The sequence below is a fragment of the Deltaproteobacteria bacterium genome (genome assembly GCA_020848905.1).
Taxonomy (GTDB): Bacteria; Myxococcota_A; Polyangia.
This window is the reverse complement of sequence record JADLHG010000069.1, coordinates 58,014-83,453: the sequence shown is the minus strand read 5'-3', so window position 1 is coordinate 83,453 and position 25,440 is coordinate 58,014. Positions and strand designations below refer to the sequence as shown.

The window sequence follows — 25,440 nt, the reverse complement described above, 5'->3', positions numbered from 1 at the left end:
GCGCACCCTATTAATGGATCGACGCATGAAGACTGCTCAGCAGGGATGGGCCCTCGCCGCCAAGCGCGCGGTGGACGTGGCGCTCGCCGGCACCGCGCTCGGCGTCACCGCCCCGGTGATGCTCGGCGTGGCCGCCGCGATCCGCCTGAGCATGGGGAGCCCCGTGCTCTTCCGCCAGCGCCGGCCGGGCCGGGCCGGCGAGATCTTCCTCGCGTACAAGTTCCGCACGATGCGCGAGGCCATGGGCCCCGACGGACGGGCGCTGCCCGATGCCGAGCGTCTCACGAGCGTCGGCCGCTTCGTGCGCCGCACGAGTCTCGACGAGCTCCCCCAGCTCCTGAACGTGCTCAAGGGGGAGATGAGCCTCGTCGGCCCGCGCCCGCTGCTCGTGAGCTACCTCGACCGCTACAGCGCCGAGCAGGCCCGCCGCCACGACGTGCTCCCCGGGATCACCGGCTGGGCGCAGGTGAACGGCCGGAACGCGACCACCTGGGACGAGCGCTTCGCCCACGACCTCTGGTACGTGGACCACTGGTCCCTCGGCCTCGACCTGAAGATCCTGGCCCTCACGGTCTGGAAGGTGCTGCGCGGCGACGGGGTGAGCCAGGAGGGCCACGCGACCATGCCCGAGTTCCAGGGGCAGCCGAGCCCTCCGCCGGCCGACCCGGTGCGCCCCGCGAACCCGCGCCCCCAGCTGCGGCCGCTCCCCAACTGATCGGCGTGCGAACCCACCCCTCATGAAGATCCTCGTCGTCCACCAGCACTACCTTTCTCCCGGCGCCCCCGGCGGCTCGCGCTTCAACGAGTTCGCACGCCTCTGGCAGGAGGCCGGCCACGAGGTCACCGTCGTCGCCGGGACGCTGAACTACGCCACGGGCGAGACCCCCGAGGCCTACCGCGGACGCTGGGTCACCAAGGAGCAGGACGGCGCGACCACCGTCCTGCGCGCGCACGTGCCCGGCAGCTACTCGAAGGGCACCCTCGGGCGCATGTGGGCCTTCTTCGGCTTCACCCTCTCGGCCTCCACCGCCGCGCTGCTGGCCGGCAAGCACGACGTGGTCATTGCCACCTCGCCTCCGCTGATCACCGTGATCCCGGGCTGGATGGCCGCACACCTGCACCTCCGCCCCGTCCCCTGGGTCTTCGAGGTGCGCGACCTCTGGCCCGAGAGCGCCGTGACCACGGGCGTGCTCAGCGCGAGCTCCCCGATCACCAAGATCCTCTCGCTGCTCGAACGCTTCGCCTGCGCGAGCGCCGACGCGGTGAACGTGCTCACGCCGGCCTTCGCGGACAATATCGTCGAGCGCGGGCTCGCCCCGCGCGACAAGCTCTGCCAGGTCACGAACGGCGCGGACATCGAGCTGTTCCAGCCGCGGCCGCGCGACAACGAGGTGCGCCGCTCCCTCGGCTGGGGGGACCGCACCGTCGTGATGTACGCCGGGGCCCACGGGCGGGCGAACGCCCTCGGCCAGCTCATCGACACCGCCGAGCGCCTCGCGAACCGGCCCGACATCCTCCTCGCCTGCGTGGGCGACGGTCCCGAGCGCAAGGAGCTCGAGGCCGAGACGCGGCGTCGCGGCGTGACGAACCTCGTCTTCTACGGGCCGCAGCCCAAGCAGCGCATGGCCGACTTCGTCAACGCCTGCGACATCGGCGCCGCCGTGCTGCAGAACAACCCGACCTTCCGCACCGTCTATCCGAACAAGGTCTTCGACTACATGGCCTGCGAGCGACCGAGCCTGCTCGCCATCGACGGAATCGCCCGCCGGCTGGTCTGCGACGAGGCGCAGGCCGGTCTCTTCGCCGAGCCCGAAAACCCCGACGCCATCGCCGAGGCCATCCGGCAGCTCGCCGACCATCCCGAGGAGCGCGCGCGCCTCGGTGAGAACGGCCGCCGCTGGGTGCTGGCCAACGCCACGCGCGACTCGCTCGCCCGCCGTTACCTCGACGTGCTCGCGCGTCTGACCGTGCCCTCCTAGGCGCCGCCCGGCCTCCCCGTGTTCTTCGTCCTCTCCAAGACCGCCGGGCTGCTCGTCTCGCCGATGAGCCTGTGCTCGGTGCTCCTCGCCATTTCCGGCGTGCTCCGCCTCCTCCGGCGTCGGCCGCGCCTGCAGCGGTGGCTGGCCATCGGCGCCATTGCCCAGCTGCTCTTCTTTTCCACCGGCCTGGCTAGCCACCTGCTGCTCATCCCCCTAGAGAACCGCTACGCCCCTCCCGCGACCCTGCCGACGCCTCCAGGCGCGATCGTCATGCTCACAGGGATGGCCGAGCCCCGCGCGGGGTCGTACGACCTCAGCGACCCCGCCGATCGCTTCGTCGAGACACTCCGCCTAGCCCGGCGGTACCCCCGGGCACGGATCCTTCTCGTCGGCGGCTCGAGCCAGATCATCGGAGACAGCTACCGCGAGTCCGAGCTCCTCGGCCGGCTGGCCCTCGATCTCGGCCTCGAGAAGGAGCGCCTTGTCCTCGAGCGACGCTCGAGAAATACCCACGAGAACGCCGAAAACGCCGTGCGGCTCCTCCTCCCGAGCGACCGCCCCTTCCTGCTCGTCACCTCCGCCTCGCACATGCCCCGCGCCATGGGCTGCTTCCGCCGCGCTGGCGTCGAGCCCATCGCGTGGCCCGTCGACGTGCGCCACAGCTCGCTCCGCGTCAAGAGCCTCCTGCCGAACGAGCACGACCTCGGGAACAGCGAGGCTGCGCTGCGCGAGTACGTGGGCCTCGTGACCTACTGGCTGGCTGGCTATCTCTCGTTCTGAGACCGGAGGAATTGCCCCTTCCCCCTTCGTATTTTCTTTGAACGGCTGTTGACAGCGCGGACACCTATCGTCTAGCTTCCGGGGGTCGTCCGCCGGGCGCAGGCTCCTCCACGGGGTCCTCGCCGGCGGTGGCCCCTGGCAACCTCGTAGTACGAGTCGACGGAACTGGCGCCGGAGCCTCGGCGCCGCCACGGTGCTGGTGCTCGTGAGAAGTCCGGTGCCTACCGACATCTCCTCGGCCAGCGGCCCGGCACCCCGCCCGTCCGCGTCAGCGTCCCGCACCTCCTCGCGCAGCGCGCGTGGCCGTGCCTCGACCGGCATCGCCTCGCGCCCCACGAGCCCTTGGCTCTGGCTGGCTCCCGCGACGATGTTCGGGGGCTACCTTCTCACAGAGCATCTCTTCCGCGACCACGCCTTCGACTACCTCTTCTGGATGCTCCTGGCGGCGATGAGCGCCGGGAGCATCGTCCTGCACGTGCGCCACTGGCCACGGCAATGCCTGCCACTGGTCGCGCTCCTTGGCCTCTTCGTCGTCGGCTACTACGTGCAGTTCTACTGGTCCGCCCTCGTCCCGGAGACTATCAGCGTCGAGATCCATTGGGACACGGAGCGAGCAGCGAGAAATCAGGCCGTGCTCCTGGAGGTCTACCGCTTGCTCGGCCTTTCCTTCTTGGCCTTCGCGATCGCGGTCCCGGCGGCACTCTTTCTCTTCCCACCGCGCTGCGGTGACGCGCCGCTACCAAAGACCCCGCCGCCGCACCGGGAGCGCGCGAGCCTCGCCCGGGTGTTGCTCTTCGTCGTCCCCCCTGGCGCCGTTTTCACGGGGCTCACCATGCACGTTTTTGGCGTCTCCGTAGCGGGCCGCGAGAGCGTCTATTTGCCCTTCCATCTCTCGGGGCTCCTGCACTACCTGCACGCCTTCGTCCTTCCGGCCCTGCTCCTCACGGCCATCTGGCTGAGCGAAGAGGCGGGGGCCAAATCGCGCGGCACGCTCGGCCGCATCGCGATGATCGTCCACGGCGCGGCGACGGCGCTCCTCCGCGCCAGCCGCGGCACCCTGCTCTCCTTCATCACTCTCCTCTTCATCCTCGATCTGACCTCGCGCCGGCTGCACGCCCGTCGGCTGCTGCCCGTCCTGGGCTTCGTGCTCATCTCCGGCCTCCTTTGGCCGTTCTTCACCGCCTATCGGGTCGCTCGCGCCGACTTTCCCGGCGAAGGCGTCGGCTTCGCGCTTTCCCACGGCTTTGACGCGCTCGGTGAAGGGCGCGAGGACACGATGAGCAACACCCTCCTCAACGGTCTCGAGAACATGATTCGGCGTATCGGAAACATCTACTCTCTGATGATCCTCGTTTGGGTCAAGCCCGAGCCCATCGGACTGCACAACGTCTTCCTCCACGGCGCCGAACCCACGCGCGTGCTCACCGTCGAGGTCCTCGGCTTCCCTCGCGATGCACCACACAACTCGGCCGCTTCGCTGCCCGGCTGGTTCTACCTCGTAGGCGGTGAGCCGCTGGTCATCCTTGGCATGGCCCTCTTCGTCTTCTCGGTCTGGGTCGCCTGGGCGGCCATCGGGCGCTTTCGCTTCACCACGCTTCCCGTCGGGCAGGCGATGTCCCTCTTCTGGCTGGCCCACGTGGCCCCAGACGGAGTGCTCGACCGGTGGATCCTCTGGCCGTTGACGCTCTTCGCTTCGGTGGTGATCCCCGAGCTCGTGCTTCGCACCTGGCTCCGGGGCAGTCCCGCGCGTCATCGAGCCCAGGGAGCGCCTTGGCCAGGCAAGCTCGAGGAGGCGCCCCGCAGTCATGGATGATCCACGTCGCAACGAGGACGCGGGCATGGATCTCTCCTCCGCCACGCGTCACTGGAGCTCCGAGCTCGTGCGCTGGCACTCGCCGCTCTACAAGCGGCTAGCCTACGCCGTCGGCGCGCCCCTCCTCGATGTCCACGCGCGACGCTTCCTCTCGGCGCGCACCCTCGCGCTCCCCCGGCTCGGTCGCGTCTACACGCAGCGCGGCTTTCCGCTCGAAGCCCGACGAACCTGGGCCGCGCGCTACCTGCAGCCGCGCGGCAAGCGGTTGCTTGTGCTCGGCACCGGGAGCGGGTGGGACCTCCTCACGTGGCTCTGGCTCGGACCTCGAAGCCTGATCGGCGTCGACGGCGTCTCGTTCCGCACCTCGTGGGGAGAAATCCAGGGCTGGCTCGCAAATTGGCCCATCGTCACCCCCGAGGTCTCCTTTGCCCAAGCCGACCTCGGCGCGCTGCCGCTCGCCGCGGAGAGCGTCGATGGCGTCGTCAGCGACTCGGTCTTCGAGCACTGCCGCGACCTGCGCGGCGTGCTCCTCGAGGCTTGCCGCGTGCTCCGCCCGGGAGGTCACATCTACGCCGCGTACGGGCCGCTGTGGAGCTGTTTCGGCGGGGACCACTTCTCGGGCCGCGGCGGCCTGGCCTACGGCTATCAGCACCTCGCAGCCACGGCCCCAGAATACGCCCGCTACGTGCAAGCACACCTCCGGCCTGAGGAGGACGCACAGACGGGGCCGCGCTACGTCGCCCTGGATCTCTTCAGCCGGATCGACACGCGTGGCTACCTCGCGCTCTACGAGGAGCTCGGTCTCGAGATGCTCGAGCTCCGCCTTGGACTCTCCTCCGAAGCGCTCGCCTTTCGGCGCGCCTTCCCGGAGGGCGTGCGGGAGCTCTGCCGGCGCCACCCCGCGCGCGATCCCGACGACCTCGTGGTGCAAATCCACTTCGTCGTGCTGCGCAAGCCCGTGATGTGGAGACCCCCATGCGCCTCGTGATCGCATCGCCTGAGCCGCCCTTCCCACACGCGAACGCCACCCGGCTGAAGGTGGCGCACCTCATCGCGGGACTCGCCCAGCGCCACGAGATTCACCTGCGTAGCTTCTGTGCACCCGAGGAGTCACGGGCGGCAGAGGCCGTCACCTGGGCCCTCGACCACGGCTGCAGCAGCGCGCGGATCACGCCCTGGACCCGTGACCCGTGGCGCGCTCCGGCGATCGCGCACGCCGCGCTCGGAGTACGACCGCACACCTTGCGCAAATACCGCGTCGCGGCCGCGCGCGATGAGCTCCGCGAGCTCGTGCGCCGCACCCCGATGGATCTCGTCCACCTCGACATCAACATGAGCGAGCTCAGGAGCTGCTTGACCGGTTCGGAGGCCACCGTGATCTCGCCCAGCGACTCCTTCACGCGGCTCCTCCTGAGCGGCGCCCGTCGCGCGCCGAACCTCGGCCGCCGCGCCTACTACCTCGCACAGGCCTCCAAGTTCGCCTGGCTCGAACTGCGCGAGTACCCACGGTTCACGAAGTGTCACGTCGTCTCGGCTCCCGAAGCACGGTTCCTCGAGAGCCTGAGCCCCGGAGCCGACGTGGCCGTCGTGCCGATTGGCGTGCGTGTGCCCCCGCACATTCCCGACGAAGCCGAGCGCGCCCCCGACCACGCGATCTCCCTCGCGGGGCAGCTCAGCAATCCCTACACCCTGGACGGGATCAGCTGGTTCCTGGGCAAGGTCTGGCCGCGGGTGCGCGCCGCGGAGCCCCAGCTCGAGCTCCGTCTCCTCGGTCACGCGCCGCCCGCGAAGCTCGCGCATCTCGCCGCTCGCACGGTCGGCGTGAAGCTCGTCGGCTACGTCGAGGATCTCGGAACGGAGCTCAGACGCACCTTGCTCTGCGTCTGTCCCCTCCTCTCCGGCGCCGGTCTGAAGACGCGCGCCCTCGAAGCGTTGGCCGAAGGCGTACCCCTCGTCACCACCTCTGTCGGTGCGGAGGGCATCGCCGCTCGACCCGGCCGGCACCTGCGTGTCGCGGACACCCCCGCCACCTTCGCCGCGGCGGTCCTCGAGCTTCTCCACAACCCTGTTGAGCGACGGCTGCTCGCCGTTGCCGCCCACGACCTGGCGGCCACCACCTACACCTGGCGCCGATTTGCCGAGGGGATGGAGGGGCTCTACCTAGCAGCCCTGGCGAAACGCCGCGCCGCGATGAACCGCGCGACGATCCCCGGAGGCGCGAGACCATGAGGTACTCATTCAACGCCCTGCTGCTCGTGCCGCGGTCGACGGGCATGCGCACCCAGATGCTCGGCACCCTCCAGGGCCTGCGCGACCTCGACGGCGACGATGAATGGGTCGTCTTCCTGCGCCCGGGCCTTCGCGACGCACTGCCGCTACCTCAATGGGACCGCTGCAAGTACGTGGAGATCCCCGAGGCGCGCACCCTCCCCGGCCGCCTCTGGGTGGAACTCTACGGCCTTCCCGCCTACGAGCGACGCGCCGGCATCGACGTCTCGTACAGCCCGACCATCTACCTGCCGCTCGCGCCTCCACGACCCGCGGCCTTCACGGTGGTGGACTTCTGCTGGCTGCGAGCCCCCCAGGGCTACAGCCGGGCTCAGCTTCTTTCCTACCATTTGCGATTCCAGTCGTCGCTGTTGAATACCTGCGCAGTGGCTACTCTGACGGAAACCGTGCGCGAGGAGCTTCTCACCCGCTTCGAAGTGCCGCGACAGCTCCCCTGCGCCGCCACCCTCTCGGGGGTGGACCCGAGCTTCTTTCGCCCCCCGCCACCGGAGACCGCCCAGGCGCTCCGGCAGCGGCTCGGCCTTCCCGCGTCGGACCGCCTCCTCCTTGGCTCGGGTGGAACCAATCCGCGCAAGAATGTCACTACGCTCGTTCGAGCCTTCGCCCGCCTACCTCGGGCGCTGCGGAGGCAGACACACCTCGTGATTCCCGGGCCGCGCGAGCCCCGGGCCGAGCAGCGCCTGCTCGCCCCGCTGTCCGACGAGGTGCGCTCGCGCATCCACTTCACCGGGTTCCTCCCGGCCAACGAAGCCGTCGCCCTCCACGGCCTAGCGGATCTCTTCGCCTTCCCCACGCTCGACGAGGGTCTCGGCCTTCCCGCCCTCGAGGCGCAGGCAGCGGGCCTGCCGACCATCCTGAGCGACATCCCGGTACTCCGCGAAGTCGGAGGCCCATCTGCGGTGTATGCACCGCCGACGGAGGTCGACGCCTGGACCGCAGCCATCGCCAGCGCCTTCGACGACGACGCGCAGCTCGCGCGCCGCGCAGACAACGGGCGACGCTGGGCCAGCGCTTTCACCTGGAAGTCCGTTGCGGACCGTATCGTGAGCCTGCTTCGACAGGTCTCCACCGCCCGAGGATGACGAAAGACCCATGACGCCGCCCAAAGTCCTCTTCGTCACGACCGTAGATACGACACTCGTCAGCTTCCTCCTGCCCTACGTGCGGGACCTCAGGCAGCGCGGGTTTCGCGTGGAGGCGGCGACCTGCCTGACGCGGCATGGCAGCTCTCTCGCACGCGAGCTGGACGCCCTGCACGACCTCCCCTTCACGCGCTCGCCGCTCAAGCTCAACAACCTACGCGCTCTCCGGGCGCTCGCCGCGCTGCTTCGCGAGGAGCACTATCACCTCGTGCACTGTCACACTCCCACCGCCAGCTTTCTCGCGCGGCTGGCGCCACGTCCGGCGCGGACGCGCATGCTCTATACCGCCCACGGCTTTCATTTTCACCCTCAGGGCACGCACCTCGCCAACTGGACCTACGCAATCCTCGAACGGCTCGCCGCTCAGCGGAGCGACGCCGTCATCGTGATCAACGAGGAGGACGCGAGGGCCGCCGTGGACCACCGCATCGTCGCGCGCGAGCGGCTCTGTCGCATGCACGGCATCGGCGTGGACACGAACCACTTCGCCGCTACTGCCGACGGCGATGCGCGATGCGTGACGATGATCGCCGAGCTCATCCCTCGCAAGCGCCCCGCCGACTTCCTACGCCTCGCGGCACTGCTCGCGCCAGGTCTTCCCGATGTGGAGTTCCAGGTGCTCGGCGATGGGCCCCTGCGCCCGCGCCTCGAGCGGATGGCCGCGCGCCTGGGGCTCGCGGGACGGCTGCGCTTCTTGGGGTATCAGGAGGACGTGCGGCCCGCGCTCGAGCGGAGCGCCCTTCTCGTCTCCTGCTCGACTCAGGAGGGACTGCCACGCGCAGTGCTCGAAGCCATGGCGATGCACGTCCCGGTCCTCGCCACGAGGATTCGCGGCACGCACGAGCTCTTGCGCGACGGCTGCGGCTTCATGGTGCCCGTGGGGAACGTGCCAGTGCTCGCTCGTTACGCCCGGTGGATCCTGGCGCACCCGGAGGCCGCTCGCTCGGCTGCGCATCGGGCGCGGGAACGCGTGGTGACGCGTTACGGGCTCGAACGCACACTGGAAGAGCACGAGGGAATCGTTGCACGCTTGCTCTCACAATGGTGGCGTCCCCCGGCGCGCCCTCGGACGCCGGTAGAGCATCGCGTGCCCGCGACAACGCTCACCTCGCGCCAGCCCGCGGACCTCGCGAACCAGGCCTCACCGCCGTAGGAGCTCCCATGCGCCCCCTCTCGCCGGCTCTCGCCACCCTACCTCGTCGCCCGCGGGTCCTCCTCTCGACGAGCCCCTTCGAGGTCTTCTTCGGGCGCAGCTTCCCCTACGTGCCGTCGGGGCTCGCCACACTGGCAGCCTCCGTCGACGCTGCCGGCTATCCCGTGCGGTTCATCAACCCCGACAGCCTCGCCTTCCCCGCCTTTGGTGCTTCACGCGATGCCATCGACCCCGCGCAGTACGAGAAGAACCTCTTCGACCCCTCCTTCTTCGCCTGGCAGAAGCTCGAGGCCTTCTTGCGCACGCAGGCGTTCGACGTCTTCGGCATCTCGGTGATGATCTCGCAGTTCGCCGCAGCTCACGAGCTCGCGCGACTGGCGAAGCGAGTGAATCCACGCGCGGTGATCGTCATGGGAGGCATCGGCGTCACGGTCAAGCCGGAGCTCGCCTTCAGCGAGGGGGCGACCGTGGACTACGTCATTCGCGGCGAGGGCGAGGTCAGCTTCGTGGCCCTTCTAGCTGCGCTCTGCGGCCACGGCAGGCTCGAGGGTATTCCCGGTCTCTCGCGCCGGAGCGACGGTCCGTCGACTGACCGCACGGCGCCCGCGCTTCTGCCCGACCTGGATCGGCTCCCCTTCCCCGCAAAGCACCTTTACCTCCCGCTCAGCCCCACTGACCGGCTACCCCCCGCCGCGTATGGACGGCTCTTCGCCAGCCGAGGCTGCCCCTACCGCTGCACCTATTGCGATTCGAACAAGCTCTGGACCCGCAAGCCCCGCTTCCACGGCCCGGAATACGTGGTCGAGCAGCTCCGCGAGCTCCGCGCTCGCTTCGGCGTACGCCTCGTCGTCTTCGACGATGACACCTTCGCACTCGACCGGCACCGCACGGCCGAGCTCCTCGAGCGCCTGCGTCGCGCACGCCTCGACGTCGTCTGGCGCTGCGAGACCCGCGCGAACCTCGTCACCTCGGAGCTGCTCCGCGCCATGAAGCGGGCCGGCTGCCGATCGATCACGCTGGGGATCGAGTCCGGCAGCCCCCGCACCATCGCGCGGGTCAAGAAGGGCACGACCCGGGAAGAGATGCTCGAGGCCGCCAGGCTCATCAAGTCCGAGGGACTCCTGCTCAATGCGTTCTTCATGTTCGGTTTCCCCTGGGAGACCGAGGACGACTTCCGACAAACGCTCGAGATGGTGCATCGTGTGGACGCGAACGGCGAGGTGGGGAGCGTACACTCCTATTTCATTCCGTACCCCGGCACCGAGCTCCACGAAGAGCTGCGACGGGCCGGTGAGCTGCCGACGGCTCCGCTGCACCAGCTCCACCACCACAACGCATCGTTGCGACTCGCGAAGGGCATCCCTCCGGCACGCTACCCCGAGCTGACGGCGGAGATCGATCGTACGCTCGCCCGCCTCAACCTGCGGACGCGGAGCCGTCTCGGCCTCACGCACCCACGCTACTTCTTGCTGAACCTCGAGCAACGCGGTTACCTCGCACGGCGCTTTCTGCTCGGCGCAGCGCGAGGCCCCCTTGCCGCCCTCGCGCGACGGACGATCGGCGTGGCGACCGCCGCGACCCGCGCCCCCTTCGCGCAGCGAGACCTCAAATGGCGCGCATGAAGGAGGTTACCGTGCAACGTGTCGCCGTGACGGGGAGCTCGGGCTTTGTCGGTAGCCACCTCGTGGACGAGCTCGCCCGGCGAGGGCTCACGGTCCTCGCGCTCGACCTGCGCCCGCCGCGCGCCGAACTACCCCCGGGTGCGCGCTTCGCGCCATGCGACGTGCTTGCCAAGACCTCGCTTGGACGCGCCCTGCAGGAGTTCGAGGCCGACGCGCTCGTGCACCTCGCCGCCCGGACCGACGTCGCGGCGGGCAAAGGTGCGCCGTCGGTCGCCGACTACGCCGCCAACGACCGTGGCGTCGAGACCGTGCTCGACGTGCTCGCCAAGCTCCCAGCGATCGAGCGCGCGGTCCTCGCCTCCACGATTCGCGTCTGGGATAGGGCCGCCGTGCCGCCGAGCGACCTCGCGTTTCATGCCACCACCGCCTACGGCGAGAGCAAGGTCGCCGCAGAGCAGCTCTGGCGTCGCCGCGACGGCGCGGGCAAGACCTGGTTGATCGTACGGCCTGTCACCATTTGGGGGCCGCGCATGGCCGAGCACTACGTGCACTTCCTGCGCCTGCTGCGGCGCGGCCTCTACGTGCACCTGGGCGGTCCGCCGTTGCTCAAACCGCTCGGGTACGTCGAGAACACGGTCCACCAGCTCGCCTGCCTGCTAGCTGCGCCGCACCCGGCTGTTCACCGCCGAACCTTCTTCCTCGGTGACTACCCGTCGGTGCCCCTGAGCCTTTGGGCCTCCTGCTTCCAGACCGCCATGGGCGCACCACCGATCCGCACGCTCCCCCTACCGCTCGCGCGTCTCGCGGCCCGCGCGGGCGACACACTCGGGGGGCTGGGCTTGCGAAGGATCCCCTTCGACAGCACACGCTTGGGCAATCTGACCCTGGCTCATGGCGTCGACTACGCGCCGATCGCCAGCCTCTGCGGCGCGCCGCCCCTCGACCTCGAATCGGGTGTCCAGAGGACTTTGGCCTGGCTGCGCGACGACGCCACGACCACGGCCTGGTGGAGGCCGCGCCTGCCTCCCGCCGGAGACGAACCGCTCGCGTCTCAGAGTCTCGGCTTCGCGTCCGGCAGCGCCTGGCTTGGCCCTCGGCCGTAGACCGTGCGTGACTGCAGCGTTCCCCCGCATAGCTGCCCACGCGAGCGAAATGGGGCTTAGGAAGAGGGTGCCCCTCAATGCAGGGCTCGCTTAGCGCCAGGTCGAGCCCGCGCAATGAAGACGTCCCATCGCCGTGGCCGGGTGACTCTTCTCGCCACCGGCGCTCCGCTCTCGCTCGGCGCGGTGGATCGTCCCGTGATCGCTACGGCTGTCCTCACCGCCGAACCCCACGCAGAGCCCCGGCGCCGGGAAAATGGGGGCTTTCGCGGCGGCGGGTCTTCCGGTAACTCTTAGGACCCGGCGCGGCTCGAGCCCGCACGGCCTCGCCGCGCCACGAGGGACACCCCCTTAGCCGAAGGAACGATCGTGAGCCCAGGGAAAGCGAGCGGGATCCTGACGTGGGGTCGCCCGGTCAGGGAGGGAGGACTCATTCTCGTCGCGCTCGGCGCCGCGCTCGCCCTCGGCGGCGGCCATCGCGCCACCATCGCCGTGTTCTCCATCCTGGCCGCCCTGCTCGTGGGCCTACTCTGGGCCTACCGGCGCGCGAAGCACGCCCGACTGACCGTGCCGTGGTACGGCGCCGTGCTCCTCGGAGTCTTCGCCTTCACCGCGCTTCAGCTCGTGCCCCTGCCGATGGCGCTCGTGCGGCTCCTGAGCCCTGCCACCGCCGAGATGCTCGGCGTCTCGCTCTCCGGCGTCGGCGGGGGCGGCGGGTGGCACGCCCTGTCCCTCGATCCCACGGCCACGTCCTGGGAGCTCTTGAAGATCGGCGCGGCGGCCATGGCCTTCATCCTGGCCCACAACAGCCTCCATCGCTCCCAGTACCGCCGGCGCCTGCTCATCGCGTTCGTGGTCACCGGCGTCGTCTTGGCCTTCGTCGGCTTTTTGGGCGCCATCGTCGCCCCCGGACGCCCGCTCCTCTTCTACACCCCGGCCGGCGGCGGCGGCGGGCTCATCACCACGAGCTTCGTCAACGCCAACCACGGGGGAGCCTTTCTCACCATCTGCAGCCTCGCCGCGCTCGGACTCGCCATCTCCGCGGGCAGCGTGCAGACCCGCACGCTCCTCCTGCTCTCCTCGATCTTTCTCGGCGCCGCCGTCTGCATGACCCTCTCTCGCGGCGCGATGGGAGCTCTGGCGGTGGGCTTCTTCGTCCTCGGCACGCTGGTCCTCTCCCGGCCGCGGCTGAACGAGCCCAAGAACCCCGCCGTGATCGCGCTGGTGCCGCTCTCGCTGGCCCTGACGATCGGGCTCGCGGCCTGGCTCGGCCACGACACCCTGGTGGACGAGTTCCTGCCCCAGCACGTCGACATCGGCAAGGTGGCGCTCTGGCCGGCGGGAGTCGGCATGCTGCGCGCCAACCTCCTCGTCGGCGTGGGCCGCGGCGCCTTCATGTACGCCTTCCCGCACTACTTCGCCGGGGGAATGCCCGCCGACGTCACCTACTCCCACCTCGAAAACCAGTACCTCCACCTGCCCATCGAGCTCGGGCTTCCCGTCGGTGGCGCGGTGATCCTGGCCTCCGCCGTCGCGTGGGTGCTCTGGCTGCGCAAGGTCCGGCAGGACCCGGCGCTCTGCGCCATCGTCGCCGCTCTCGCCGCCCTCGCCCTGCACAGCATCGTCGACTTCGGGCTCGAGATGCTCGGGCTGATGCTCCCGGCCGCCGTGCTGGCCGGCGCGCTCTCCGCGGGGGCGAACGCCAAGCGACGAGACGCCAAGGCCGCCACGCCGAGCGCGCTGCGGACGCGGCTTCGCAACGTCGGGGCGTGGGCCGGACCGGTGGCCGCCGGCCTCCTGCTGCTGGCCACCCTCGCCACCTCCGCAGCCTCGGGGCCCAGCGCCGATGCCGAGGTGGCGCAGGCGGTCCGGCTCACCACGGAGCGGGCCGCCCCGGACCGCGTCTACGCCGTCCTCGAGAAGGCGATCCGTCGCCATCCGGCGGACTGGGTGCCACATTCCATCGGGGCGCGCCTGGCCGTGAGCCAGCAAGACCGGCAGGCGGTGCGCTGGTTGAATCGCGCGCTCTACCTTTATCCCCGCAGCCCAGCGCTGCACCTCGACGCCGCGCGCTTCCTGCGGCGCACCGGCAAGCGGCGGCAGGCGCTCCTCGAGTACGCCCTGGCGCTCAAGTACGGTGCGGCCCGGACGGAGCTCTTCGGCCAGGCGCTGCCCCTCTGCAAGAACGCCGACGAGGTTCAGGCCGTGCTGCCGGAGCAGCCGGAGGTCCACGCCGCAGCCGTCACCTGGCTCACCGACCACGGGCGCGTAGCCCTGGCCCGGGAGCACGTCTCCCTGGCCCAGGCCCGCTGGCCCGACGACGCGGACCTCGCACGCGCCGAGATCCGCGTGCTCATCGGAGGGCGCGAATACGCCCAGGCCCGGACGAAGGCCGAGGCGCTCGCGGCCAAGCGCCCGAGCGCGGAGCACTACCTTCTCTGGGCCAAGGCTTCTGCCGACCAGCCCGGAGCCGAGCTCCAGCTCCTCCTGCGCGCCCAGTACCGCTACCCCGATGACGTGTCGCTCTCGTTCGCCCTCGCCGGCACCTACATGGGGCTCAAGCAGTACGACCGCGCGCGAGCGGCGGCGGAGCGCATCGTCAAGCAATCCACGGTTCCGAGCACCCTGGCCTACGCCCACGACCTTCTGGCGAAGATCCACTGGGCCGACGGCCGCCCCCATCGCGCCAAGTACGAAGAGGACGTGGCCCGCCGACTGCGCATGACGCGGTAGGTCAGAGGGGTCGGAACGCAGCCCCCAGCCGTCGCAAACAACCGTTAGGCCTCGCGGGCTTCCACGCGCCGGGGCGGCCCGTCCCCCGCATCCGCCCCCCTTGATCCGGTGGAGCGAAGCTGTTACGGTCGCGGCCTGTGCCTTTCGGCCTGCGATTCGCGTGAACATCTCCGGTTCGCTCGGCGACCAACTCCGGGCGACAGGCAGACAGGCAACAATGGTGGACAGCGAGGGCAACCCGCACGCGGCCGACCGGCACAATGACGGGCGCTGCCCTCCCGCTGCGGCAGCGCGTGGCTAACCGATGACCCAGCAGCACCCAGCACGCTTCCGGCTCCAGCTCAGCTCTCTCCGCTGGCTCGTGGCCCTCGTGCCAGTCATCGGGTTCCTCATCACGCAGGAGGGCCTCGGCGAGTTCGCGGCCGACTACCTGGCCTGGACGTTGCTGGCCACGAGCTGCGCCGCCGTGATCATCTGGCGCGTCAGGCACGACTGGCTGCGCGCCCTGCCCCAGCTCGCGCTCTTCTCCCTGTTCATCGTGGGGTACTTCGTCCAGTTCTTCTGGTCGATCCTGACGCCCGACAGCCTCGAGGAGATCTACTGGGAGCTGCCGGTGGTGGTGAGCGAGCCCGGGGTCCTCGCCGAGTCCTACGAGATCATCAACCTCGGCTTCCTCGGCCTCACCCTCGGAACCGTCCTCTCCCTAGGGCTCCGCCACGCGAAGGCCGCATCACCCGCCGAGCGTCTGCAACCTATTGCCAGCGACGACCAGCGGCGCCACTTCGAGAGATTGAGTCTCGTGCTGCTCTTCGTCACGCCGGCCCTGATGCTCGGCTCGGGCCTGGCCATGTTCGCTTACGGGATCGCCGTCTCGGGGGCCCAGAGCGTCTACCTGCCGTTTCGCGCCTCGGGAGTCATCTATTACACCCACGCGATGGTGGTGCCCGCCCTCCTCTGCCTGCTCGTCTGGTGCACGGACGTGGCCGGCCTGCGGCGCCGCATGCAGCTCGGCGTGGCGCTCGTGCTCGTCCACGGCCTCTCGGGAATGATGCTCCGCTCGAGCCGCGGCGTGCTCCTCATGGTGGCGGCGCTCCTCTTCATCGTCATGCTGGTGAGCGGACGCCTCACCTGGAAACGTTTCGCTCCGATCCTCGCCTTCGGGCTCCTCATGGGGCTCCTCTGGCCGCTCTTCACGATCTACCGCAACGTGCGCGTGGTGGATCCCGGTCTGGGTCCGCTCGCCGCCCTGAGCGAATCGCTGGGTTCCCTCTTCGGCGGCTCGGAGGCCCTCTCCGAGACCTTCTCGTCGGGCATGGAAAACACCGTGCGACGGATCGGGAACGTCTACAGCGTGATGCTCCTGGCCTGGAAGCAGACGGCCCCCGTCGGGCTGAAAGCCGTCTTCATCGGAGGCCTGGACCTCGGCCGCTACTTCACCGTCGAGGTGCTCGGCTACCCGGCGGACGCCCCGCACAGCTCCGCCACGTCGCTGCTGGGCTGGTTCTACCTGGTGGGCGGCAAGCCCCTCGTGGTCGTCGGCATGGCCTGCTTTGCGGCCTTCGTGGCCGGCCTCTGGAGGGGTCTAGCCCTCCTCAAGCTGCGCACACTCCCGGTAGCCCGCTCCATGATGATCTTCTGGCTCGCGCTCATCGCCCTCGAGGGAGCGCTCGACCGGCTGGCGCTCGGCATGCTCACGCTGGCCGCGGCCGTGACGGTCCCCGAGCTGGTGCTTCGCCTGGCTTCTCCCCGCCGTCGTCGGCACGCGAGCCCCCAGGGCGGTCTCCCCGCTTCGCAGCGCCGCGCCACTCCCGCCGCCCCCACCTCCCCCGCGTGACCTCCGGCGGTACTTCCCGGTATTTAATGAGTTTTTGTAACTGCAGGGGCCTGTTGATCCTTCCAGGGGGAAGTGATAGGGTCCCGCCGAGTTGCACTCGGCCTAACGGGCTTTGAACATCCAGGGCCTTCCCCGCGACCAACGTAGCGCGGTTCTAACGTGCCTTTGCGGATGAGGATGGGGTTCCCGTGGGCCAACACCAAGGCGGACATTGCAAATGAGTGAGCAGCAGCAGCAGGCGGAACGTTTCCGCGCCGCTTCGCCGGAAGTCGGCCTCAACCTCCATCGCTACTTCCAGACCCTCACGAAGCGAAAGTGGCTCATCCTGTCCGTTTTCCTCGCCGTGATGGGGGCCGCGGCCGTCTGGACCTTCAGCCGGACGTGGGTCTACCAGGCCACCGCGACCGTGCTCGTGGAGCGCAAGGCGCCGCAGGTGCTCGGCGACGTGAAAGAGGTAGTGGACCTCTCCACGGAGAGCTACTGGCGCAACAAAGAGTACATGGAGACCCAGAAGACGGTGATCAACAGCAAGGCCACCGCCCTCAAGGTCGCCCAGCGCCTGCAGCTCGCGCCGAGCCCCGCCTTCTGGGGGGCGAGCTGGGAGAAATTCACGCGCCGGGGGGTCCGGCCGACGGCTAACGACGCGGCGGATCAGCTGCGCAAGGTGATCAAGGCCGCGCCGGTGCGCGAGTCCAACATCCTCGAGATCTCCGTCGAGCACCCAGACCCGGCGCTCGCCGCCCGGCTGGCGAACGAGGTGGCGCAGGCCTATCTCGAGCACAACGTCGAATACAAGCAGGTCTCGACGACCGGCGCCCTGAAGTGGCTGGCGGACCAGCTCGACGAGCTCAAGAAGCAGCTCGAGACCTCCGAGATGGCGCTCTACAACTACAAGAAGAAGTACAACATCATCTCGATCTCGCTCGAGGACCGTCAGAGCATCCTGGCCCGGCAGATCGAGAAGATGACCGATGCCCTCACCGAGGCCTCCGTCAAGCGCATGGGGATCTCGGCCCTCCGCCGGCAGGTCCAAGGGGCGCGCGGCCCCTCGGCGGATCCACTCCGCGTCGCCGTCCAGCCGGTCACCGACAGCTTCGCGATCCAGCAGCTCAAGGCCACGTACGCCGAGGAGCTGCGCAAGTACAACGGGCTTCGCGAGCGCTACCTCGACCGCCATCCGCTGGTGGCCGAGCAACGCGCCCGCATGGAGGTGGCCCGCGCCGCGGTCACGCGCGAGATCACCAACGTGCTCGACGCCGTCGAGGCCAAGTACCGCGAGGCGGTGGACAACGAAGGCCAGATCGCCGCGGCGCTCCAGCGCTCCAAGGCCGAGGCCCTCGAGCTCAACCGCCAGGCCGTCCCCTACCAGCGGCTGAAGCGCAACGAGGAGAACAACTCCAAGCTCTACTCGATGGTCCTCACGCGCATCAAGGAGACGGACCTGACGGCCCAGCTGCGCGTGAACAACATCCGCCTGCTCGACGCGGCGCTCGCCCCCCGGACGCCGGTGCGGCCGCGCGTCACCCTGAACATGATCTTCGGGGCCATCCTCGGCATCTTCCTCGGCATCGGCCTGGCCTTCCTCGTCGACACGCTGGATAGCAGCGTGAAGTCGCAGGACGACGTGGAGCAGGTAGCCGGCGTGGTCTTCCTCGGCCTCATGCCCCAGATCGCCGGCAACGCGCTGAAGGACTCGCGAGGACGCGAATCCCAGATCGTGCCGGAGCTGGTGGTCCATCGCGACCCGAAGTCGGCGGTGGCCGAGTCCTGCCGGTCGATCCGCACCAACCTCCACTTCGCCTCGGCCGACGTGACCCTGCGCACGATGATGGTCACGAGCCCGGCGCCGCAGGAGGGCAAGACCACTACCGCCGTCAGCGTCGCCATCGCCATCGCCCAGGCCGGCAGCCGCGTCCTCATCGTGGACACCGACATGCGCCGTCCGCGCCTCCACCGGGTCTTCGGCGTGCCGGGCTCCGAGGGGATCACCTCGGTGCTCCTCGGCGACGGCAAGCTGGAGGACGTGATCAAGTCCACGGAGGTGCCCGGCCTCTACGTCCTGCCCTGCGGCCCGATCCCGCCGAATCCCGCCGAGCTCTGCCAGAGCACGCGCTTTCACAAGCTCGTGGAGGAGCTCAAGGAGCGCTTCGACCGCGTCATCCTCGACTCTCCGCCGATCATGCTGGTCACCGACGCCGTCGTGCTGAGCACGCTCGTGGACGGCACCCTGATGGTCGCCCGGATCGGCCGCACGAGCCGGGCGGGCCTCGGTCACTCCGTGCGCCGCATTCTCGACGTGGGCGCGCCGGTGATCGGCGTCGTGCTCAACGACGTGGACCTGACCCGCGACGGGTACGGCTACTACCGCTACGGCCGCCACGGTTACTACCGGTACGGGGCGTATCGCTACGGCTACGGAGAGCACGAGGAAAAGGCCAGCTAGGGCAAAGGGCGGCCTGGGCCAGCGAGGAGCCGCCGCCCGTCGCCGAGCCCCTGCTCCAGGTAACACCGCATGCCTTCCGTCGTCACACCGTCCGGGCTTCGGCTGAGCGTGCTCCGCTGGCTGATCCCGTTCATGTTGCCCCTGGGCTTCCTCCTGAGCGAGGACGCCCTCGGGCACCTGACCACCGACTACGCCATGTGGACGATCGTCGGCACGCTTGCGGTGGCGGTGACCTTCTGGCGCATCGGGCTCGACTGGCTCCGCGCGCTCCCCCTCATCGCGCTCCTGTCGCTCTTCCTGGTGGGCTACTACCTGCAGTTCTACTGGTCGATCTTCACCCCGGACAGCCTCGAGGACATCTACTGGGAGCTGCCCTTCGTCGTCACGGAGTCGGCCGTCCTGGCCGAGGCCTACGAGGTGATCAACCTGGGCATGCTCGGCCTCGCCGCCGGCACGCTGCTCATGCTCACCCTCCCCGCCCCGCAGCACAGCCTCATCCCCACCGATCCGCGCCAGCTCTCCACGGACGACCGGTCGGCCTTCCGCAAGGCGAGCACGATCCTGCTCGTGATCAGCCCCGTGTTGATGCTCACCTCGGGCGTCATCATGTACGCCTTCAACATCGCCGTCTCGGGGGCGCGCGGGGTCTACCTCCCCTTTCGCATGTCAGGCTTCGTCTATTACACGCACTCGATGATCGTCCCGGCGCTCCTCGCCCTCCTCATCTGGTGCTCGGACATGGCCGGCCTGAAGCGCCGCATGACGCTCGGCATCGCGATGGTCGTCGCGCAGGGCATCCTCGGGATGCTGCTGCGCTCGAGTCGCGGGGTGCTCTTCGTCCTCGCCATTCTGCTCTTCCTCGTGCTCCTCACGAGCGGCCGCCTCAACTGGCGGCGCATGACCCCCATGATCGTCTTCGGCCTCTTGATGGGCCTCTTCTGGCCGCTGTTCACGATGTATCGCACGCTCCGAGTCATCGATCCGGCGATCACGCCCTTGAGCGCCCTCAGCGAGTCCGTCGCCTCCCTCTTCGGCGGTTCGGAGAGCCTGACCACCGCCTACTCCTCCGGCATGGAGAGCACCCTCCGGCGCATGGGGAACGTCTACAGCGTGATTCTGCTGGCCTGGAAGCAGGTGACCCCCGTCGGGCTCAAGGCGGTCACGGTGGGGGGCCTCGACGTGGGGCGCTACTTCACGGTGAGCATCCTCGGGTACCCCGCGGACTCCCCTCACAGCTCGGCCACCTCCCTCGTGGGGTGGTTCTACGTGGTCGGCGGCAAGAGCCTCGTCTTCTTCGGCATGGCCTTCTTCGCCTGCTACGTGGACCTCATCTGGAGGGCCCTGCGCTCGCTGCGGCTGCGCACGCTCCCCGTAGCCCAGGCTACCCTCATCTTCTGGCTGGCGCACATCGTGCTCGAAGGCGCGCTCGACCGCATCGGCCTGGCCATGCTGGTCCTGACGGCCTCCATCGCCGCACCGGAGATCCTGCTTCGGTCCACGGTGCCACGGCGTCGCCTCCCCCTCTTCTTCCGCAAACCACGCCGTCGGGAAGCACCGGCGGTCGCCCCCCCGTCGCCGCCCTGATGAGCGTCGTACGAGCCACAGCCGTGGACGAGACGGCGCCCGTCGCGAACCAGCAGCGCCCCATGCGAGACAAGATCGTGCGTGGTGGGCTCGCCGTGCTGCTCCGGCAGCTCTTCTCGCTGCCGGTGAACGCCATCGGGGTCACGCTGATCTCGCGCCTGCTGAAGCCGGCGGTCTTCGGCGCGCAGGCGGTCGTGACGCCCGCGATCAGCGTCGCGCTGATGGCCGTCGACCTCGGCACGAGCCAGGCTCTCGTGCAGGGTCACTCGGCCCCTTCCCGCGGCCTGCGGCGCCAGGTGAACCTGGCCAAGCTGCTCGCCTCGGCCTTCACGCTCGCGCTGCTCTACGCCCTCGGGCCACGCCTCATGGCGCACTTCAACCTCACGGAGGCCACCTCCTGGCTCTTTCCAGCCTGCGGCCTCGTGGCCTGCCTCCAGAGCTATCGCGCCTACCGGGCCGTGGAGCTCCAGCGCCAGTTAGAGTGGCCGCGCCTCGCCGCAGTCGAGGTCGCGGAGCTCATCGTCTACAACGTGACGCTCGTGGTCTTCGCCTACCTCTGGCGCTCGGTGTGGTGCTTCGCGGTGGCTCTCGCCGCTCGCTGGGTCGTCGGTGCGGTGCTGCTTCGCATCTGGAGCCCGCGGCTCGAGCCGGGGCCGGACGCGCAGGAGCGACCCCTCGGCGCCCTGCTCGGCTACTCGCTGCCGCTCCAGGCCACCTCGGTCCTGGGCATCGCGAACGCGCTCGTGAACCCGATGGTGGTAGGGCGACTCCACGGCGTCCACGCCTCGGGCATCGTCAACTGGACCGCCAGCATCATCGCCCTGGCGAAGCTCCCCTTCCTGCCGCTGCCGAACTTCCTCTTCTCGGTCTTCGCCGAGCGGAACCGGCAGGGGCGCACGGACAAGGAGCTGATCGCCTCGGCCACCTACGCGGTCACGCTCCTCGTGGCGCTCTTCTCGCTGATGATCGTGATCAGCCTCGACCTGCTCGTTGCCTACCTCTTCGGCTCCCGCTGGCGCGAGGCCATCCCCCTCGTGCTGCCCTTCATCCTGCACGAGACGATCACCTTCCCCTGGGTCGTGATGGGCGCCCAGCTCACCGCCTCCGGCCACAGCCGCGCCTGGCTCGCGCTCAACGTCGTCCAGTCCGCGCTGCTCTGGGGTTTCGCCGGGGCCGGGGGGTGGCTCTATGACCTCAAGGGCTACGTGATCGGCTGGGTCGTGGCCAGCTTCATCGGGCTCGTGATCACCGGCGTGGCGACGCGCCGGCTCGTGCAGCTCAACCTCCGCTCGCTCGACGTGCTCGTGCTCTCGCTGCTGCTATACCTGAGCATGCTGCTCGGCGGCTGGGTGCGGGGCGCGGTGCCTCTCTCGCTCCCTGCGAGCACCGCCGTCGCGCTCGTGGCGGGAGTGGCCGTCTTCACTGCGAGCGTAGTCCCGCTCGGGTATCTCTTCCGTCGGCGGGAGTCGCAGGATCTGTTGATGTTCATCCGCTGGACCCGGCGGGCCCTCGTGGACCGCCGGAGCAAGTAGGTCGTAGCCCTGCGCGCCGCCGCGTTCGGCGCCGCAGAGAGGTTTGGAATGAAAGTCGTAACTTCGTGCCGTAGTCGTTTCTGGATCTTCGACCAGGCCGCGCAGCTCCATCGTCACGGCGTGCTGCACCGCCTGATCAACGACTACCCCAAGTTCATGACCCGGCGCTGGGGGATCCCGGACCAGAAGGTCGACTCGCTCCTCGCCAACGGCATCTACGCGCAGCTCGTCTCGCACAGCGCCGCGTGGCTCGACGACGCGGCACGCGATCGGCTGGCCCGCTCGGTGCACCACGAGTTCGAGGTGCGGCTCGCGCGCCACCTCCCCCGCGACACGGAGGTCTTCATCGGACTGTCGGCCTTCTCCCTCGAGGCCGTGCGGCGGGCCCGCCGCCAGGGCGCGATCAGCGTGATCGACCACGGCAGCATCCACCAGCGCCTCGAGCGGCAGCTCCAGCTCGAGGAGCGGGAGCTCTGGGGCCTCCCCTCCGCCGGTCACCTGCCGTGGGAGTGGATGCTCGAGCAGCAGCAGGAGGAATTCCTCGAGGCCGACTGGATCCTCACGCTCAGCGAGAGGGCCAAGCGCACCCTCGTCTCGCAGGGAGTTCCCGAGGAGAAGATCTTCCCCAACAACCCGGGCGTGAACCTGACGCACTTCCGTCCCGGCGTGAAGCACGACGATGTCTTCCGCGTGATCCAGGTGGGCGGCATCCACCAGGGCAAGGGCGTGCAGTACCTGCTACGGGCCTTCCACGAGCTGAAGCTGCCCCGTTCGGAGCTCTGGTTCGTCGGCGGCGGCCTCCAGAGCACCTCGCTCAAGCCGGTGATCGAGCGCTACCGGGCCGACAACGTCGTCTTCAAGGGGTCGTTCCCGCAGCACGAGCTCCAGCAGCTCTACGCCCAGTGCTCCGTGTTCGTGCTCCCGTCGATCGCCGACGGCTTCGGCATGGTCGTCCCGCAGGCCATGGCGTGCGGCCTCCCGGTGATCGTCACCGAGAACACCGGCGCGGCGGACATCGTCACCGAGGGAAAGAGCGGGTACGTGATCCCCATTCGCGACGTGGAAGCGCTCAAGGAGCGACTGCTGCGGCTCTACGAGCGCCCGGAGTTGCGCGAGGAGATGGGCCGCGCGGCGAAGACCGCTACGGAGAGCGGGTGTTCGTGGGACGACTACGGCGATCGCCTGGTGGCGTTCTTGCGGCGAGTGAGCAACTGAGGCGATGGAAGACCTGAGCACCCACGCCGAGCAGTGGCAGGCCGCGTACGCGCGCGTGCAGTCGCCGCTCTACAAGCGCCTGGCCTACGTGGTGCTGCGCCCTCTCCTCGCCCGTCACGCCCGCACCTTCCTCGGGGCCGAGATGCTCGCCGCCCCCGGCTTGAGTCGCGTGCTCTTCGAGCGCGGTTTTCCCCTCGAGGATCGCCGCGCCTGGCTCAACCGCCACGCGCAGCTCGGCGGCAAGCACCTCCTGCTCCAGGGGACGGGCACCGGCTGGGACGTGCTCACCTGGCTCTGGCTCCAGCCCGCGCGCATCACCGCCGTCGACCTCTTCAGCTTCGCCGAGTCGTGGCGGGAGATCCGCGCGCACTGCGCCCGCGTCCCCGGCTCCGGCACGCAGGTCTCGTTCCTGCTGGGGGCGCTCGAGGGCATCCCGCTCCCCGACGCGTCGGTGGACGTCGCCGCGAGCGACGCGGTCTTCGAGCACTGCCGCGACCTCTCGGCCGTGCTGCGCGAGAGCCACCGCGTGCTGCGCCCCGGCGGCTTCCTCTACGCCAGCTACGGCCCGCTCTGGAACACCTTCGGCGGCGACCACTTCTCGGGGCGCGGCGGCCTGACGCACGGCTTCGCGCACCTCGAGGCCGACCCCGCCGACTACCGGGCCTACTTCGAGAAGCACGTCACCGACGACGAGGACGCGCAGAACGGCGGGCGCTACGTCGAGCTCGACCTGTTCAGCAAGCTCACCACGCGCGAGTACCTCCGCCTCTACGCCGAGGCGGGCTTCGAGGTCGTGGACCTCATCCTCCAGGTCTCCGCGGAGGCGGTGGCCTTCCGGCGCCAGTGGCCCGAGCGCTTCGACGCCATCTGGCGCAAGCACCCCGGGTTGACCGCGGACGACCTGCTGGTCAAGACCCACCTCCTCATCCTTCGCAAGAAGGCGCGGCAGGGCACACCATGAAGATCCTCTTCCTGCTCACCGAATCGCCCTACCCGGCCCGCTCGGGGCCCCACCACCACACCCTCGGGGTGCTCAAGGCCGCGCTGAGCGCGCACCAGTGCGAGGCGATCGGCTTCTACGCCGGCGAGCAGGGGGCGACGCGCTGGCACGAGCTACAGGCGCAGCTTCCGACGCTGCGCGTGCTCGAGCTGGTCCCCGAGCCGCCGCGGCTGCAGCAGCTCGTCACCGCGGCCCGGTGCGTGGGGCAGCTCCATCCGCTGGTCATGCGCCGCTTCACCAGCCCCGAGTTCGGCCGCGCCCTCAAAGCCCGCCTGGCCACGGGGGGCTACGATCTGATCCACGTGGACCAGTTCAAGTTCGCCCCCTACTGGCCGCTCTTCGCCGACCTCCCGAGCCTGCTCGTCCCGTACGACGCCTTCTCGCTGAAGTACCACCGGGCCATCCCCGAGACGCGCACGCTCGACCGGAAGCTGACCATGCGCTACCTCTATCACAGCTTCTCGGGCTTCGAGCGCCGCTACTACTCCCACTTCACCACCGTCTGCCCCGTCTCGTGCGTGGACGCCGACTGGTTGCGACGCCGCGCCGCCCTCTCGCACGTCGAGGCGCTCGAGATCCCCGTCGACGAGGAGTACTTCGAAACGACCGCCACGGCCCCCGCCGACGACGACGCGCCCCACCTGCTCTGCGTCGGCCTCTACGGGGCCGAGGCGGTCGCGCGCGGCACGGTGGAGTTTCTCGAGCAGGCCTGGCCCCGCATCAAGGGGGCCGTGCCCGGCGCCCGCCTCACCGTGTGGGGCAAGGACCCCGCGCCCGTCCTGCGCGACTGCCTGACCCGCACGCCGGAGGTGCAGCACCTCGGGTGGGTCGACGATTACCGTGCCACGGTTCGCAGCGCGACGGTCTACCTCTATCCGCAGGCCTGCGGGTCGGGGATCCAGACCAAGGTCCAGCACGCCATGGCGGCCAGCCTCCCCGTGGTGGCGCGGCCCCTCAGCCTCGCGCCGCTCTACGTCGAGCCCGGCCGCGAGGCCTTCGCCTGCGAGACCCCGTCGGAGATGGCGGAGGTCGTGGTCCGACTGCTCCGGGACCCCGCGCTGCGGCGAACCGTGGGTGCCGCGGCGCACCGCCTGATGCGGGAGCGCTTCAGCGTTCCGGTCATTGCGAACAAGCTCTCGCGGTTGTATCAGGAGACGGTCGAACGGCACCGCCCCAGCCACGGTTACGGGGCGCAGGCCGCGTCGAGCGAGGCGAGGTGAT

At 69.5% G+C, this 25,440-nt stretch carries 18 protein-coding genes; all 18 read left to right on the top strand.

The genetic code is table 11. The annotated features are described in order from the left end of the window. The first annotated feature begins 25 nt into the window (after positions 1 to 25). The 18 genes from IT371_29200 to IT371_29115 all read left to right on the top strand — a co-directional run bounded on the left by IT371_29200 (position 26) and on the right by IT371_29115 (position 25,439). Positions 26 to 715, top strand: coding sequence for a sugar transferase (locus tag IT371_29200; protein ID MCC6751765.1), 690 nt, complete (start codon positions 26 to 28; stop codon positions 713 to 715). Between the two features lie 22 nt (positions 716 to 737). Next, the gene (locus IT371_29195) at positions 738 to 1,979 is read left to right on the top strand and encodes a glycosyltransferase family 4 protein (GenBank protein ID MCC6751764.1); all 1,242 of its coding nucleotides are present in this window, start codon (positions 738 to 740) and stop codon (positions 1,977 to 1,979) included. A gap of 18 nt (positions 1,980 to 1,997) precedes the next feature. Next, a complete protein-coding gene (locus IT371_29190) occupies positions 1,998 to 2,759 on the top strand; it encodes a YdcF family protein (GenBank protein ID MCC6751763.1) in 762 nt (253 codons plus the stop codon). Between the two features lie 367 nt (positions 2,760 to 3,126). Then, a complete protein-coding gene (locus tag IT371_29185; GenBank protein MCC6751762.1) occupies positions 3,127 to 4,572 on the top strand; it encodes a hypothetical protein in 1,446 nt (481 codons plus the stop codon). After that, positions 4,565 to 5,560 carry a class I SAM-dependent methyltransferase gene (locus IT371_29180; protein MCC6751761.1) on the top strand — a complete coding sequence of 332 codons (996 nt, stop codon included), beginning with the start codon at positions 4,565 to 4,567 and terminating at the stop codon, positions 5,558 to 5,560. The genes IT371_29185 and IT371_29180 overlap by 8 nt, the downstream gene beginning before the upstream one ends. Next, a complete protein-coding gene (locus IT371_29175) occupies positions 5,548 to 6,801 on the top strand; it encodes a glycosyltransferase (GenBank protein ID MCC6751760.1) in 1,254 nt (417 codons plus the stop codon). Before IT371_29180 ends, IT371_29175 begins: the two co-directional genes overlap by 13 nt. Further along, a complete protein-coding gene (locus tag IT371_29170) occupies positions 6,798 to 7,943 on the top strand; it encodes a glycosyltransferase family 4 protein (GenBank protein ID MCC6751759.1) in 1,146 nt (381 codons plus the stop codon). Before IT371_29175 ends, IT371_29170 begins: the two co-directional genes overlap by 4 nt. Before the next feature lie 10 nt (positions 7,944 to 7,953). Then, positions 7,954 to 9,156 (top strand): glycosyltransferase, encoded by a 1,203-nt coding sequence (locus IT371_29165; GenBank protein MCC6751758.1) that lies wholly within the window; start codon positions 7,954 to 7,956, stop codon positions 9,154 to 9,156. 8 nt (positions 9,157 to 9,164) lie between these two features. After that, a complete protein-coding gene (locus tag IT371_29160) occupies positions 9,165 to 10,778 on the top strand; it encodes a B12-binding domain-containing radical SAM protein (GenBank protein ID MCC6751757.1) in 1,614 nt (537 codons plus the stop codon). 11 nt (positions 10,779 to 10,789) lie between these two features. Then, complete coding sequence (locus IT371_29155; protein ID MCC6751756.1) at positions 10,790 to 11,881, top strand: NAD(P)-dependent oxidoreductase; 1,092 nt, start codon at positions 10,790 to 10,792, stop codon at positions 11,879 to 11,881. A gap of 366 nt (positions 11,882 to 12,247) precedes the next feature. Then, on the top strand, positions 12,248 to 14,611 hold the full coding sequence (locus IT371_29150) for a hypothetical protein (GenBank protein ID MCC6751755.1): 2,364 nt from the start codon (positions 12,248 to 12,250) through the stop codon (positions 14,609 to 14,611). Between the two features lie 304 nt (positions 14,612 to 14,915). Next, the gene (locus IT371_29145) at positions 14,916 to 16,445 is read left to right on the top strand and encodes a hypothetical protein (GenBank protein MCC6751754.1); all 1,530 of its coding nucleotides are present in this window, start codon (positions 14,916 to 14,918) and stop codon (positions 16,443 to 16,445) included. A gap of 217 nt (positions 16,446 to 16,662) precedes the next feature. After that, positions 16,663 to 18,888: a polysaccharide biosynthesis tyrosine autokinase gene (locus tag IT371_29140; protein MCC6751753.1), complete on the top strand. Its 2,226-nt coding sequence runs from the start codon at positions 16,663 to 16,665 to the stop codon at positions 18,886 to 18,888. A gap of 69 nt (positions 18,889 to 18,957) precedes the next feature. After that, positions 18,958 to 20,472 (top strand): hypothetical protein, encoded by a 1,515-nt coding sequence (locus tag IT371_29135; GenBank protein ID MCC6751752.1) that lies wholly within the window; start codon positions 18,958 to 18,960, stop codon positions 20,470 to 20,472. Between the two features lie 23 nt (positions 20,473 to 20,495). Further along, positions 20,496 to 22,004 carry an oligosaccharide flippase family protein gene (locus IT371_29130; GenBank protein ID MCC6751751.1) on the top strand — a complete coding sequence of 503 codons (1,509 nt, stop codon included), beginning with the start codon at positions 20,496 to 20,498 and terminating at the stop codon, positions 22,002 to 22,004. 48 nt (positions 22,005 to 22,052) lie between these two features. After that, positions 22,053 to 23,219 carry a glycosyltransferase family 4 protein gene (locus IT371_29125; protein ID MCC6751750.1) on the top strand — a complete coding sequence of 389 codons (1,167 nt, stop codon included), beginning with the start codon at positions 22,053 to 22,055 and terminating at the stop codon, positions 23,217 to 23,219. Between the two features lie 4 nt (positions 23,220 to 23,223). Continuing rightward, entirely contained in the window at positions 23,224 to 24,180 is a 957-nt protein-coding gene (locus IT371_29120) for a class I SAM-dependent methyltransferase (protein MCC6751749.1), read from the top strand. Continuing rightward, complete coding sequence (locus IT371_29115; GenBank protein MCC6751748.1) at positions 24,177 to 25,439, top strand: glycosyltransferase; 1,263 nt, start codon at positions 24,177 to 24,179, stop codon at positions 25,437 to 25,439. The genes IT371_29120 and IT371_29115 overlap by 4 nt, the downstream gene beginning before the upstream one ends. Position 25,440 lies beyond the last annotated feature (1 nt).

What these genes read in the sequence shown, in the direction of transcription:
- IT371_29200 (MCC6751765.1), top strand. Translation starts at nt 26, where the DNA reads ATGAAGACTGCTCAGCAGGGATGGGCCCTCGCCGCCAAGCGCGCGGTG.
- IT371_29195 (MCC6751764.1), top strand. Translation starts at nt 738, where the DNA reads ATGAAGATCCTCGTCGTCCACCAGCACTACCTTTCTCCCGGCGCCCCC.
- IT371_29185 (MCC6751762.1), top strand. Translation starts at nt 3,127, where the DNA reads ATGTTCGGGGGCTACCTTCTCACAGAGCATCTCTTCCGCGACCACGCC.
- IT371_29180 (MCC6751761.1), top strand. Translation starts at nt 4,565, where the DNA reads ATGGATGATCCACGTCGCAACGAGGACGCGGGCATGGATCTCTCCTCC.
- IT371_29175 (MCC6751760.1), top strand. Translation starts at nt 5,548, where the DNA reads ATGCGCCTCGTGATCGCATCGCCTGAGCCGCCCTTCCCACACGCGAAC.
- IT371_29170 (MCC6751759.1), top strand. Translation starts at nt 6,798, where the DNA reads ATGAGGTACTCATTCAACGCCCTGCTGCTCGTGCCGCGGTCGACGGGC.
- IT371_29165 (MCC6751758.1), top strand. Translation starts at nt 7,954, where the DNA reads ATGACGCCGCCCAAAGTCCTCTTCGTCACGACCGTAGATACGACACTC.
- IT371_29160 (MCC6751757.1), top strand. Translation starts at nt 9,165, where the DNA reads ATGCGCCCCCTCTCGCCGGCTCTCGCCACCCTACCTCGTCGCCCGCGG.
- IT371_29145 (MCC6751754.1), top strand. Translation starts at nt 14,916, where the DNA reads ATGACCCAGCAGCACCCAGCACGCTTCCGGCTCCAGCTCAGCTCTCTC.
- IT371_29140 (MCC6751753.1), top strand. Translation starts at nt 16,663, where the DNA reads ATGAGTGAGCAGCAGCAGCAGGCGGAACGTTTCCGCGCCGCTTCGCCG.
- IT371_29135 (MCC6751752.1), top strand. Translation starts at nt 18,958, where the DNA reads ATGCCTTCCGTCGTCACACCGTCCGGGCTTCGGCTGAGCGTGCTCCGC.
- IT371_29125 (MCC6751750.1), top strand. Translation starts at nt 22,053, where the DNA reads ATGAAAGTCGTAACTTCGTGCCGTAGTCGTTTCTGGATCTTCGACCAG.
- IT371_29120 (MCC6751749.1), top strand. Translation starts at nt 23,224, where the DNA reads ATGGAAGACCTGAGCACCCACGCCGAGCAGTGGCAGGCCGCGTACGCG.
- IT371_29115 (MCC6751748.1), top strand. Translation starts at nt 24,177, where the DNA reads ATGAAGATCCTCTTCCTGCTCACCGAATCGCCCTACCCGGCCCGCTCG.